This is a genomic window from Aeromonas sp. Prich7-2, assembly GCF_017939255.1.
GTDB classification, from domain to species: Bacteria; Pseudomonadota; Gammaproteobacteria; order Enterobacterales; family Aeromonadaceae; genus Aeromonas; species Aeromonas caviae.
This window is the reverse complement of sequence record NZ_JAGKRI010000037.1, coordinates 1-11335: the sequence shown is the minus strand read 5'-3', so window position 1 is coordinate 11335 and position 11335 is coordinate 1. Positions and strand designations below refer to the sequence as shown.

Here is an 11335-nt window from a genome sequence, read left to right as displayed (position 1 = left end):
TCACCCTGATAAATGAAATTGATATGGATCTGAAACAGCTCGGATACCTGCTGGCGGTGCGCGATGCCGGCTCCTTCACCAGGGCGGCCCAGGGGCTGAACGTGGCCCAGCCTGCCGTCAGCATGGCCATCGCCAAGCTGGAGCAGCAGCTCGATCTGCGGCTGTTCGACCGGCAGGATCGCAGCGTGCGGCTCACGCCGGAGGGGGAGGTGCTCTGCCGCCATGCCGAACGGCTGCTGCGCCAGATGCATCAGGCCGAGGCCGAGATGGCCGAACTCAAGGGGCTGGAGCGGGGGGAGGTGCGCATCGGCATCCCCTACATGATGGGCTCCTATTACTTCCCGCCAATCCTGATGGCGTTCAAGCATCGCTACCCCGGTTTGAAGATCCGGGTGGAGGAGGCGGGCACCCGGGAGCTGTTAAGCCGCATGGTGGATGGCAGTCTGGATCTCGCCATCCTCATTACCAGCGATCTGCCACCGGCCCTCGAGGGGGCGCAACTGCTGCGGGAAGAGATGCTGATGGTGGTGGGGGAGGAGCACCCCCTGCGCGGCGCTGAGTCGGTCTCGCTGCCACAGTTCTTCGGCCAGGAGCTCGCCATGTTCCGGCGAGGCTTCTACCACAGGGAACACATGGAGGTGTTGGCGCAGGGGCTGGGGGTAGAGCCTGACATCGCGTTCGAAAGCAATCTCATCCCGCTACTCAAGGCGGTGGTGCGTCAGGGATTCGCCGTGACCACCTTCCTGCGCATGGCGCTGGAAGAGGAGCCGGCCCTCACCGGCATCCCTTTTTCACCCCCTATCTTCCTGGATCTCTGCGTAGCCTGGCGACGGGGGGATCCGCTCTCCATGGCGAACCGAGCGTTGCGGGATTTTTTGCTGGCGCAAGGGGATGTTTCTCACCATTGCGCTACAGATACTGAATGATTCAGTTGTATCACCAATAAAAACGCCTCCAATCTGGAGGCGTATGCTGACAAGGTGGATGCAACCTTATTTCTTGAACAGGTGATCCAGCTTGTTTGCCTTGGTGGAGAGATAAAACTCGTTGTGGGGATTGCGACCCTCCTGAAGGGGCACGCGCTCCGCCACCGGGATGCCAAAGGATTCCATCGCCTTCAACTTGCGCGGGTTGTTGGTCATCAGGCGCAGGGACCTGACCTCGAGCGCCTTGAGCATGTCGGCGCAGATGGTGTAGTCGCGCATGTCGGCGGCAAAGCCAAGCGCCACGTTGGCCTCCACGGTATCGGCCCCCTGATCCTGCAGATGATAGGCCCGGATCTTGTTGAGCAAGCCGATGCCTCGCCCTTCCTGACGGACATACAGCAGGACGCCGCGGCCCGCCTTGGCGATGTTTTCCAGCGCGGCCTGCAATTGGAAGCCGCAGTCACAACGCAGACTGAACAGGGCATCCCCGGTCAGACACTCGGAATGAATGCGTCCCAGCACGGGTTCGCCGTCTGCGATATCGCCCATCACCAGCGCGGCATGATCCTTGCCCGTGCCGGTTTCCTGAAAACCAACCAGCGTGAAAGTGCCCCAGGGGGTCGGCAACTTGGATTTGGCCACGAGGGTAACGCTGCTCATATGGTTGCTCCTGACTACAGCTGCTTAAAAAAGGGCGGCCAGTTTAGCGCGCATTGTCCGGAACAACCATAAGAACAAAACCTTGCGTGAGAAGTGGGTTAACCCGATTGGTCAGAATAGGTGCAATCACGACGACTTTTGCGCAATTGTGTGCCCTGACAACTGCCAGCGACGGCGCATTCGGGTATAATCGGCGCCCATTAACCCATCCCGACAGGGATGTGTGCAACCAGTCAAGATGCCGAGTGCGCAGGAGAAACGTTATGGCTCAGATGGCCCCCGTGATGACTATTGATGGCCCAAGTGGAGCAGGAAAAGGCACCTTGTGCCAGTTGCTGGCTGAAAAACTGGGCTGGCACCTGCTCGATTCCGGTGCCATCTACCGGGTGCTCTCCCTGGCAGCCCTGCATCACGATGTGGAGCTCGATTCCGAAGCCGCATTGGTTCCCCTGGCCGCCAATCTGGATGTGCAATTCCAGGTAGAAGGGGAGCTGGTCAAGGTGATCCTCGAAGGGGAGGATGTTTCCCGCACCATTCGTACTGAAGAAGTGGGCAACGCGGCCAGCAAAATCGCGGCGTTTCCCCGGGTACGTGAAGCCCTGCTGCGTCGTCAGCGTGCATTTCGCCAAGCCCCCGGTCTCATCGCCGACGGTCGCGACATGGGTACCGTGGTTTTCCCCGAGGCGGATGTGAAGATTTTCCTCGACGCGAGCGCCGAGGAGCGGGCCCAGCGCCGCTATAAGCAGTTGCAAGATAAGGGCTTTGATGTTAACTTTGAGCGTCTTTTAACCGAGATTCGGGAACGTGACGATCGCGACAGAAATCGCGCCGTCGCTCCCCTGAAACCCGCGGAAGATGCTCTTGTTGTAGACTCAACGTCCATGACCATAGATGAAGTGCTGGCAACGGTGCTTGCCTATGCAGAGCAACAACTTGGTGATGTCAGCGCAAACTGATGTCAGTCGTCTGCACCAAGGATGGCGCAGATAATTTAAAACAACCCCGCTTGTGCCGGATTGCAAGTGGATGTTTCATTTGTGACATAAACAATGATCGAATCTTTTGCTCAACTCTTTGAAGAGTCCCTGAACGCCGTTGAAACCCGTCAAGGTTCCATCGTCAAGGGCACTGTCGTTGCTATCGAGAACGGTTTCGTACTGGTTGATGCCGGTCTGAAATCCGAGTCTGCTATCCCGGCTGAAGAATTCAAGAACGCCATGGGCGAGCTGGAAATCAACGTAGGTGACTCCGTTGACGTGGCTCTGGACTCTATCGAAGATGGTTTCGGCGAAACCAAGCTGTCCCGCGAAAAAGCCAAGCGCCACGAAGCCTGGCTGCAGCTTGAAAAAGCTTACGAAGAGCAAGCTACCGTTATCGGTATCATCAACGGCAAGGTCAAGGGTGGTTTCACCGTTGAGCTGAACGGCATCCGTGCCTTCCTGCCGGGTTCTCTGGTTGACGTGCGTCCGATCCGTGACACCGCTCACCTGGAAAACAAAGAACTCGAGTTCAAAGTCATCAAGCTGGACCAGAAGCGCAACAACGTTGTGGTTTCCCGTCGTGCCGTGATCGAGACCGAGAACACCTCCGAGCGTGAAAGCCTGCTGGCCAACCTGCAAGAAGGTCAAGAAGTTAAGGGTATCGTCAAGAACCTGACCGACTACGGTGCATTCGTAGATCTGGGCGGTGTTGACGGCCTGCTGCACATCACCGACATGGCGTGGAAGCGCGTTAAGCATCCTTCCGAAATCGTCAACGTTGGCGACGAGATCGCTGTCAAGGTTCTGAAGTTCGACCGCGAGCGTACCCGTGTATCCCTGGGCCTGAAGCAGCTGGGCGAAGATCCCTGGGTTGCTATCGCCAAGCGTTACCCGGAAACCACCCGTCTGTCTGGCCGCGTGACCAACCTGACCGACTACGGCTGCTTCGTTGAAATCGAAGAAGGCGTGGAAGGCCTGGTACACGTATCCGAGATGGATTGGACCAACAAGAACATCCACCCGTCCAAGGTTGTCAACGTTGGCGACGTGGTTGACGTGATGGTTCTGGACATCGACGAAGAGCGCCGTCGTATCTCCCTGGGTCTGAAGCAGTGCAAATCCAACCCGTGGCAGCTGTTTGCCGAAACTCACGCCAAGGGCGACCGTGTTTCCGGCAAGATCAAGTCCATCACTGACTTCGGTATCTTCATCGGTCTGGATGGCGGCATCGACGGCCTGGTTCACCTGTCTGACATCTCCTGGAACAACCAGGGCGAAGAAGCCGTGCGTGAATTCAAGAAGGGCGACGAAATCGAAGCCGTTGTTCTGCAAGTGGACCCGGAGCGTGAGCGCATCTCCCTGGGCGTCAAGCAGATCGAAGAAGACCCGTTCAATAAGTACCTGTCTGACAACAAGAAAGGTGCTATTGTGAAGGGCAAGGTTACCGAGGTTGATGCCAAGGGTGCCGTGATCGAACTGGCTGACGGCGTAGAAGGCTACCTGCGTGCCTCCGACGCTGCTCGTGACCGCGTAGAAGACGCCACTCTGGTGCTGTCTGTTGGTGACGAAGTTGAAGCCAAATTCATGGGCGTTGATCGCAAGAACCGTACCGTAAGCCTGTCTGTCCGTGCCAAGGACGAGGCTGACGAGCGTGTTGCCATCGACAGCCTGAACCAACAAGAAGAAGTTGTGTTCAGCAATGCCATGATGGAAGCGTTCAAAGCCGCCAAGGGTGAGTAATCCTTGATGCAAGAAAAGGGCGGCATTGCGCCGCCCTTTTTTATCTTGGCAAAATGATTATTGCATGTGATCGGGGAAGGAGATTTAACCTTATGACCAAATCAGATCTCATCGAACAACTGGCAGCCAGCCGCATGCATATGCCGGCCAAGGATGTCGAAGCCGCAATCAAGGAGATCCTTGAGCAGATGGCATCGACCTTGCAAAACGGCGACCGGATTGAAATCCGAGGATTTGGCAGTTTCTCGCTGCACTATCGTGCGCCCCGTGTGGGTCGCAACCCCAAGACCGGGGACAAGGTTGAACTGACCGGGAAATATGTCCCGCACTTCAAACCTGGCAAAGAGTTGCGCGAACGCGTCAACATCATCGAATAATGCAGAAAACGGCATACCTGAGTATGCCTTTTTCATTTTTATGGCCTGGAGTCTGCCCGTTGTCGGGTTTCTCACACTCTTTTCCCATTCGCGCTAGAGTCTGCCTGTGATTTTAAGGATAATCAGCCACTCATTCGCTACAGACAGGGAGCTCCCATGAAGCGTATCTTGGCCCTCATTCCACTGGTGCTGGTGTTTGTCCTGACCCTTGCCATCGGTTCTCAAAATGGTCAGCTGGTGCAGTTCAACTACCTGATTGCCCAGGGGGAGTTCTCGCTCTCCATGTTGCTGGGGTTCTTCTTCGCCGGCGGTTTTCTGCTGGGCTGGCTGGTATTTGGTCTGCTGTTCCTGCGTCTCAAGCTGCAAAATCGCACCCTGAACCGAACCATGCGTCGTCAATCTCGCGAGTTGGAGCTTGCCCGGTCGACAACCAAGGAATAATGTCCCTCGATGCTTGAACTGCTTTTCCTGCTGTTGCCCATCGCCGCCGGTTATGGCTGGTACATGGGCCGCAGGAGTGTTCGCCAGGACACCCAGCAACAGAGTAACCAGTTTTCCCGCCAGTACGTGGCGGGCCTCAACTATTTGCTCTCTGACGAGTCGGACAAGGCGGTGGATCTCTTTATCCAGCTGCTGGAAGTCGACAGCGAAACCATCGAAACCCACCTCTCCCTCGGCAACCTGTTCCGTCAACGGGGCGAGGTCGATCGTGCCATCAAGATCCACCAGAACCTGGTCGCCCGTCAGCTGACCCGTGAGCAGCGTCAGCTTGCCTTGCAGGAGCTGGCCCGTGACTTTCTGGCTGCCGGCTTGCTCGATCGGGCCGAAGCACTCTGGAAAGAGCTGTGTGATGACAGCGATTTCGAAGAGACGGCTCTGGCACAGCTCCTGATCATTCATCAGCAGTTGCGTGACTGGGACAATGCCATCGCCGTGGCGGTGCGTCTGCAGAAATTCCAGGGCAAGAAGCTGGCCGAGCCCATATCCCACTTCTATTGCGAACAGGCGGAGAGTGCCTTGCGCGATGGCGACAAGCCTGCGGGCATCGCCAAGCTCAAGCGTGCGCTCGGTGCGCACCCGGCCTGTGCCCGCGCCAGCTTGCGGCTGGCCGATCTGGCGATGGAGGAGGGCAGGTTCGAGGATGCGGCCAAGGAGCTCCTGCGGGTGTTCGAGCAGGATATCGACTTTGCCTCCGAAGCCATGCCAAAACTGCTCGAATGCTATCGCCAGCTTGGTCGCAGCCAGGAGCTGATCCCGCTGCTTGAAAAAGCGGTAGAGGATCATGCGGGGGTCAGCGTGACCCTGGCCCTGGCCAATCTGGTGGAGGCCCGCGATGGGTTGAGCCAGGCCCGGGCCCTGGTGCTGCGCCAACTGCGTCGCCACCCCTCCATGAAGGGCTTCTATCAGCTGGTCGGTTTCCAGTTGGCCAGTGCCGAGGAGGGGCCTGCCAAGGAGAGCCTGGAGCTGCTGCAACAGCTGGTCGGTGAGCAGATCAAGATCAAGTCGACCCACAAGTGCCGTCAGTGCGGCTTTGCCACCCATTCGCTGTTCTGGCAATGCCCTTCCTGCCGGCAGTGGGGCACCATCAAGCCGATCCGAGGGCTGGATGGGGAGTAAACGCCAGCGAGGCCAACACGCCCGGGCGAGCACGGATACCCAAGAATTTCAGATGCCAGCGTGCAACCGGGCCCCTGCTCTGCTGCGCCTGGCTGTGGCATAACAATCCATAGGAAGTGACATGCAAGACCCCAAAGTACTGGTCGCGCTGGATTATCAGCACGAAGCCGACGCCTTTGCCTTCATTGAGCAGATCTCACCGGCCCAGTGCCGCCTCAAAGTAGGCAAGGAGATGTTTACCCTGTTTGGTCCCCAGTTCGTTCGTCAACTGGTGGCCAAGGGGTTCGACGTCTTCCTGGATCTGAAATTTCACGACATTCCCAACACCGTCGCCAAGGCGGTGGCGGCCAGTGCGGAACTGGGCGTCTGGATGGTGAATGTCCATGCCAGCGGTGGCGAACGCATGATGCGTGCCGCCAGAGAGGCGTTGCTGCCATACGGCGACAAGGCGCCCCTGCTCATCGGGGTAACCGTGCTGACCAGCATGGAGCAGTCCGACATGGCGCCCCTGGGTCTGGATGTGACGCCGGCAGAACAGGTGATCCGCCTGGCCACCCTTGCCAAGACGGCCGGGCTGGATGGTGTGGTCTGCTCCGCGGAAGAGGCGAGTGTGCTGAAGGGGCTGCTGGGAGCCGAATTCAAGCTGGTGACGCCGGGCATTCGTCCGAGCGGATCGGCTGCCGGTGATCAGCGCCGCGTCATGACGCCGCTGGCAGCGGTGGAGGCGGGGGCGGATTATCTGGTGATCGGGCGTCCTATCACCCAGTCCTCGGATCCCGCCGCCGTGCTTGGGGCGATCAATGCCGAGCTTTGCCGGTAACTGCGTAATGGGCGAATGAGCGCAGGCCGGATCCCAGATCCGGCCTGCTGCATTTTGGCCGTGGGCTGGCCTTGCCTATGGGGAGCTCAGGAGTGGACGGTCTGGGCGTCCAGACGAATGGGGAAGAGGCCGAGGAGCAGGCCGGCGAGAGCGCCGATGAAGTGTGACTCGATGTGTACCCTGGCGCCGATGAGGGCGGACACCGGACTCTCTCCCGCACTGTAGAAGTCCACACCGAGCTTGATGGCGACGCCCGCCAGCATCAGCCAGCCGGAGTGACGGCGAAAGCGGATGTCCTGCATGGCACCCCATACGAACAAGCCGTGCAGCAGGCCGGAGAGTCCCATGTACCACTGGGTTTGCGGGCAGCCCCACCAGATGCCGAGTCCGACCGCCGTTCCCAGCAGCAGCAACAGCACGGGCAGGCGCCATCCCGTCAGGTACTCCTGAAACAGGCTGTAGAGCACGGCCAGACCGCTCAGGTTGAGCAGCAGATGCCATCCATTGGTGTGTGCCAGATTGCCTGTTATGATGCGCCACCCTTCGCCCTGGGCGATCAGGTCGCGATCGAAGGCGAGCTGATGATTTGGCACGGTGAAAAAGAGCAAGGCAGTGACGAGCGAAAGCGCGATGACCCAGAGCAGACCCGATTTTCCTGACAACATGAAGCAGCCCAACGACAAAGAGAGCCGATACTGTACACGCTGTACCCGGGCCCTCAAAGCGTGCCTGTGCGATTATATTCAGCGGGTGCCGAACCTGGCTGCGCTCCATATCCTGCAACACCCTGCCGAAGTAGGTCACCCCAAGGGGACGGCGGCGTTGCTGGCGGCGTCCCTGACCGATGTGCGCATCCATGTGGGGGAGGACTTTTCCGACGACGAAGGGCTCAATGCCTTGCTTGCTGACCCCGCTGTGCAGTGCTACGTGCTGTGGCCCGGTGAGGAGGCCCTGACCCTGATAGAGGCAAGGGAGCATCTCCTGAGGCGTGGACGCACCGTGCGAGCCCACTTCATCCTCCTCGATGGCACCTGGCGCAAAGCCTATCGCATGTTGCACAGCTCGCCTGCACTGCTCGGGTTGCCGCGGATCACCCTCGGCGCCATTGCCGGGCAATATTCCATTCGCAAGAAGCCCTTTGAGGAGGCATTGTCCACCCTGGAGGCGGGCTACCATCTGTTGTCCCGGTGGGAAGGAGAGCCTGAGCGCTTCGCCCCGCTGATGACCCTGTTTACCCATTTGAACCGGCAGTGGCATGACTTTGCACAAGGCCGCCGCCGTTGAGTTGCCCAGAGGAGTGAAAAAGATGAAAAAAGCCGTCGTGGTCTTCAGTGGCGGGCAGGACAGCACCACCTGTCTGGTGCAGGCACAGGCCCGCTATGACGAAGTGCATGCCATCACCTTCGATTACGGCCAGCGCCACCGGGCGGAGATTGACACCGCCCGCCATCTGGCGACGGCGCTCGGGATTGCCGCCCACAAGGTAATGGATGTGACCATGCTCGGAGAGCTGGCCATCTCTGCGCTGACCCGGGACGACATACCGGTGAGCTTCGAGCTTCAGGAGAACGGCCTGCCCAACACCTTCGTACCGGGACGCAACATCCTGTTCCTGACCCTGGCGGCCATCTATGCCTATCAGGTGGGCGCCGAAGCGGTGATCACCGGGGTGTGCGAGACCGACTTTTCCGGTTATCCCGATTGCCGCGACGACTTCGTCAAGGCGCTCAATCAGGCGGTCTCCCTGGGGCTGGATCGCCCCATCCGCTTCGAAACCCCCCTGATGTGGCTCGACAAGGCCGAAACCTGGGCGCTGGCGGATCATTACGGTCACCTCGATACCGTGCGTCACCAGACGCTCACCTGCTACAACGGTGTCCAGGGAGATGGTTGCGGGGCCTGTCCGGCCTGCGAGCTGCGTCGCCGTGGCCTGGATCACTATCTGGCTGACAAGAGCGGCATCCGTGCCAGACTGTACGAGAAGAGCGGACTGGGCGAGAAAAGCGGATCCTGAGCCTGTGCCTAGCCCGGGTTTTGGGTATAATCCGCCCCTTTTGCAGCCAGTCGTGACCAAGATGCACTACCCAATCAACGAGATCTTCCAGACCATCCAGGGGGAGGGGGTATTTACCGGCCTGCCCGCCATCTTCGTTCGCCTGCAAGGCTGCCCGGTGGGCTGCCCCTGGTGCGATACCCGCCACACCTGGGTGGTGGACCCCGAGCGTGAGGTGGCCCCTGGCGAGGTACTCGATCGTTCCAATGAGTCCGACGGCTGGAGCAAGATGAGCACGGAAGATATCCTGGCCAGCTTTACCCGGCTCGGTTACCGGGCCCGTCACGTGGTGTTGACCGGTGGTGAGCCCTGCCTCTACGACTTGCGCGAGCTCTCTTCGGCCCTGGTGGCATCGGGTTATCAGGTGCAGATCGAAACCAGCGGGACCAGCGAGGTGCTGACCCATGAGCAGACCTGGGTGACTGTTTCCCCCAAGATCGGCATGAAGGGTGGGTTGCCGGTGCTGGTCTCTGCCCTCGAGCGGGCCAACGAGATCAAGCACCCGGTGGCCACCGAGCACCATATCGAGGAGCTGGATGCCCTGCTGGCCACCGCCCGGCTGCGCCCCGATGTGATGATTGCGCTGCAACCCATCAGCCAGAAAGCCAGGGCCACGGAGCTGGCCATGGCGACCTGCATCGCCCGTAACTGGCGACTCTCCATCCAGACCCATAAATACCTGAATATCGATTGATATGGATGGACTCAGCGATGAGCGCATCTTGCTGACGCTGGCCAGCAAGATGCCTTACGGGAAATACAAGGGGCGGCGCATCATCGATATTCCCGAGCCCTATCTGGTATGGATGGCGCGAAGCGGTTTTCCGGCCGGTACCCTGGGCCAATCTCTGGCACTGGCCTACGAGATAAAGCTCAATGGACTCGAGTCCATGATTATTCCCATTATTAACAGGATGTCGGAATGAGAATATATACAAGGCAAGGGGACAAGGGGCTCACGCGACTGGCCGATGGCACTTCCCTGGCCAAAGACGATAAACGTGTCGAGACCTATGGCGCCATCGACGAGCTGAATTCCCAAATAGGCTTGTTGATGGCTGAAATACCCGCCGGGGAGACGACTCTCCTGGCCGATCTCATATTGTTGCAGCAGGAGCTGTTTGATCTGGGCGGGGAGCTGGCATTTTCCAGTGAATCACAAACGGATACGCTGTGGCAGGTGAACGAGGCTTGGACAAACAGGCTCGAGCAACAGATCGATGCCTACAGTGCCGGGTTGCCGGTGCTTCGCAATTTTATTTTGCCGAGCGGTTCGCGGGCGGCGGCCCAGGCACATGTGGTGCGTACCCTGACCCGTCGCTGCGAGCGCCTGCTGCTTGGGTTGAGCCGCGTAGAGCGGGTGAATCCGGCCGTTTTGCCCTACCTCAACCGGCTGAGCGACTGGTTTTTCACCATCGCCCGATACCTGCTGGTATCGTCGGGTACCCCGGAGATCCTCTGGGTCAAGGCGGCTGACAGAGGTTGACCAACGCTCGAAGCGGCAATAAAAAACCTCGCCTTGCGAGGTTTTTTATTGCTGTGGAAAGGGGCCTGATATTGCTGTCAGATGGCAAAGGCTTCCACGGATTTGCCTTCAGCAACGGCCTTGGCAATGACCGAGGGCATGCGGCCCTGACCGGTCCATGTTTTTTCCACGCCATTGTCCAGATAACGATATTTGGCGGGGCGGGGCGCACGTTTGCTGACCTTGGTATTCTCGGGCACCACGGTGTTGACCAATTCGGCGGGATCGATCCCTGCGGCCTTCAGCATTTCGGCATATTCGGCAATTTTCTTTTGATGCTCTTCACGGGCCTGGCGTTCGGCGGATTCATCTTGCCGACGTTCATCGACGATGGCGGAGAGCTTTTCCAAGCCTTCTTCCAGTTGTTCCAGCGTCAAATCGCGGCAAGCTGCACGCAGGCTACGGATATTCAACAGCACTTTCAGAAATTCGTTCATATTGGCTACCACGCGAGCAAAATATTACCTGATTACCCATGATTAGCAGTCAGTCATGTACAGGACCTTAAGAAAACACTTCATTTGAAATTCCTTCTAAGGTCCTGTTCTGTATCGATTTTCGCTGCTTGGTTCGACGGGCATTTTTCGCCAAGTAAACGGCAGCCCATTCCAGACGCTCTCTTATTTCCTCCAACGCC

At 58.7% G+C, this 11335-nt stretch carries 15 protein-coding genes; 12 read left to right on the top strand and 3 right to left on the bottom strand.

The window, feature by feature from the left end; all coding sequences use genetic code 11:
* Window positions 1–23 precede the first annotated feature (23 nt).
* Entirely contained in the window at window positions 24–926 is a 903-nt protein-coding gene (locus J9892_RS08005) for a LysR family transcriptional regulator (protein WP_161653122.1), read from the top strand.
* A 66-nt stretch (window positions 927–992) separates the two neighbouring features.
* Here the strand turns inward: J9892_RS08005 and ribA are convergent, their stop codons facing one another.
* On the bottom strand, window positions 993–1586 hold the full coding sequence (ribA, locus tag J9892_RS08000) for a GTP cyclohydrolase II (protein ID WP_039038692.1): 594 nt from the start codon (window positions 1584–1586) through the stop codon (window positions 993–995).
* Window positions 1587–1849: 263 nt separating this feature from the next.
* Between ribA and cmk the strand changes: the two genes are divergently transcribed.
* The 6 genes from cmk to pyrF all read left to right on the top strand — a co-directional run bounded on the left by cmk (window position 1850) and on the right by pyrF (window position 7120).
* Window positions 1850–2542 (top strand): (d)CMP kinase, encoded by a 693-nt coding sequence (gene cmk, locus J9892_RS07995; protein WP_041215039.1) that lies wholly within the window; start codon window positions 1850–1852, stop codon window positions 2540–2542.
* A 93-nt stretch (window positions 2543–2635) separates the two neighbouring features.
* Window positions 2636–4306 (top strand): 30S ribosomal protein S1, encoded by a 1671-nt coding sequence (rpsA, locus tag J9892_RS07990; RefSeq protein ID WP_010675001.1) that lies wholly within the window; start codon window positions 2636–2638, stop codon window positions 4304–4306.
* A 92-nt stretch (window positions 4307–4398) separates the two neighbouring features.
* A complete protein-coding gene (ihfB, locus tag J9892_RS07985; RefSeq protein WP_005299934.1) occupies window positions 4399–4683 on the top strand; it encodes an integration host factor subunit beta in 285 nt (94 codons plus the stop codon).
* A gap of 156 nt (window positions 4684–4839) precedes the next feature.
* Entirely contained in the window at window positions 4840–5124 is a 285-nt protein-coding gene (locus tag J9892_RS07980) for a lipopolysaccharide assembly protein LapA domain-containing protein (RefSeq protein ID WP_010675000.1), read from the top strand.
* A 9-nt stretch (window positions 5125–5133) separates the two neighbouring features.
* The gene (gene lapB, locus J9892_RS07975; protein ID WP_010674999.1) at window positions 5134–6300 is read left to right on the top strand and encodes a lipopolysaccharide assembly protein LapB; all 1167 of its coding nucleotides are present in this window, start codon (window positions 5134–5136) and stop codon (window positions 6298–6300) included.
* A 121-nt stretch (window positions 6301–6421) separates the two neighbouring features.
* Window positions 6422–7120: an orotidine-5'-phosphate decarboxylase gene (gene pyrF / locus J9892_RS07970; protein WP_069785130.1), complete on the top strand. Its 699-nt coding sequence runs from the start codon at window positions 6422–6424 to the stop codon at window positions 7118–7120.
* 86 nt (window positions 7121–7206) lie between these two features.
* Here pyrF and rrtA read toward each other — a convergent pair whose 3' ends face one another.
* Window positions 7207–7785 (bottom strand): rhombosortase, encoded by a 579-nt coding sequence (gene rrtA / locus J9892_RS07965; protein ID WP_225159972.1) that lies wholly within the window; start codon window positions 7783–7785, stop codon window positions 7207–7209.
* Here rrtA and J9892_RS07960 point away from each other — a divergent pair.
* The 5 genes from J9892_RS07960 to J9892_RS07940 all read left to right on the top strand — a co-directional run bounded on the left by J9892_RS07960 (window position 7751) and on the right by J9892_RS07940 (window position 10659).
* The gene (locus tag J9892_RS07960; protein WP_210538188.1) at window positions 7751–8404 is read left to right on the top strand and encodes a tRNA-uridine aminocarboxypropyltransferase; all 654 of its coding nucleotides are present in this window, start codon (window positions 7751–7753) and stop codon (window positions 8402–8404) included. The two genes, rrtA and J9892_RS07960, sit on opposite strands and share 35 nt — an antisense overlap.
* Before the next feature lie 22 nt (window positions 8405–8426).
* On the top strand, window positions 8427–9134 hold the full coding sequence (gene queC / locus J9892_RS07955) for a 7-cyano-7-deazaguanine synthase QueC (RefSeq protein WP_103858891.1): 708 nt from the start codon (window positions 8427–8429) through the stop codon (window positions 9132–9134).
* Between the two features lie 61 nt (window positions 9135–9195).
* Window positions 9196–9867 carry a 7-carboxy-7-deazaguanine synthase QueE gene (gene queE / locus J9892_RS07950; RefSeq protein WP_010674994.1) on the top strand — a complete coding sequence of 224 codons (672 nt, stop codon included), beginning with the start codon at window positions 9196–9198 and terminating at the stop codon, window positions 9865–9867.
* Window position 9868: 1 nt separating this feature from the next.
* Window positions 9869–10099: a DUF3820 family protein gene (locus J9892_RS07945; protein WP_039038687.1), complete on the top strand. Its 231-nt coding sequence runs from the start codon at window positions 9869–9871 to the stop codon at window positions 10097–10099.
* A complete protein-coding gene (locus J9892_RS07940) occupies window positions 10096–10659 on the top strand; it encodes a cob(I)yrinic acid a,c-diamide adenosyltransferase (protein ID WP_041211547.1) in 564 nt (187 codons plus the stop codon). The genes J9892_RS07945 and J9892_RS07940 overlap by 4 nt, the downstream gene beginning before the upstream one ends.
* Before the next feature lie 77 nt (window positions 10660–10736).
* Here J9892_RS07940 and J9892_RS07935 read toward each other — a convergent pair whose 3' ends face one another.
* Window positions 10737–11135 carry an H-NS family nucleoid-associated regulatory protein gene (locus J9892_RS07935; protein ID WP_041215041.1) on the bottom strand — a complete coding sequence of 133 codons (399 nt, stop codon included), beginning with the start codon at window positions 11133–11135 and terminating at the stop codon, window positions 10737–10739.
* Window positions 11136–11335 lie beyond the last annotated feature (200 nt).

What these genes read in the sequence shown, in the direction of transcription:
- cmk (WP_041215039.1), top strand. Translation starts at nt 1,850, where the DNA reads ATGGCTCAGATGGCCCCCGTGATGACTATTGATGGCCCAAGTGGAGCA.
- ribA (WP_039038692.1), bottom strand. Translation starts at nt 1,586, where the DNA reads ATGAGCAGCGTTACCCTCGTGGCCAAATCCAAGTTGCCGACCCCCTGG.
- J9892_RS07980 (WP_010675000.1), top strand. Translation starts at nt 4,840, where the DNA reads ATGAAGCGTATCTTGGCCCTCATTCCACTGGTGCTGGTGTTTGTCCTG.
- queE (WP_010674994.1), top strand. Translation starts at nt 9,196, where the DNA reads ATGCACTACCCAATCAACGAGATCTTCCAGACCATCCAGGGGGAGGGG.
- J9892_RS07935 (WP_041215041.1), bottom strand. Translation starts at nt 11,135, where the DNA reads ATGAACGAATTTCTGAAAGTGCTGTTGAATATCCGTAGCCTGCGTGCA.
- queC (WP_103858891.1), top strand. Translation starts at nt 8,427, where the DNA reads ATGAAAAAAGCCGTCGTGGTCTTCAGTGGCGGGCAGGACAGCACCACC.
- J9892_RS08005 (WP_161653122.1), top strand. Translation starts at nt 24, where the DNA reads ATGGATCTGAAACAGCTCGGATACCTGCTGGCGGTGCGCGATGCCGGC.
- lapB (WP_010674999.1), top strand. Translation starts at nt 5,134, where the DNA reads ATGCTTGAACTGCTTTTCCTGCTGTTGCCCATCGCCGCCGGTTATGGC.
- rrtA (WP_225159972.1), bottom strand. Translation starts at nt 7,785, where the DNA reads ATGTTGTCAGGAAAATCGGGTCTGCTCTGGGTCATCGCGCTTTCGCTC.
- J9892_RS07940 (WP_041211547.1), top strand. Translation starts at nt 10,096, where the DNA reads ATGAGAATATATACAAGGCAAGGGGACAAGGGGCTCACGCGACTGGCC.
- J9892_RS07945 (WP_039038687.1), top strand. Translation starts at nt 9,869, where the DNA reads ATGGATGGACTCAGCGATGAGCGCATCTTGCTGACGCTGGCCAGCAAG.
- pyrF (WP_069785130.1), top strand. Translation starts at nt 6,422, where the DNA reads ATGCAAGACCCCAAAGTACTGGTCGCGCTGGATTATCAGCACGAAGCC.
- J9892_RS07960 (WP_210538188.1), top strand. Translation starts at nt 7,751, where the DNA reads ATGACCCAGAGCAGACCCGATTTTCCTGACAACATGAAGCAGCCCAAC.
- rpsA (WP_010675001.1), top strand. Translation starts at nt 2,636, where the DNA reads ATGATCGAATCTTTTGCTCAACTCTTTGAAGAGTCCCTGAACGCCGTT.
- ihfB (WP_005299934.1), top strand. Translation starts at nt 4,399, where the DNA reads ATGACCAAATCAGATCTCATCGAACAACTGGCAGCCAGCCGCATGCAT.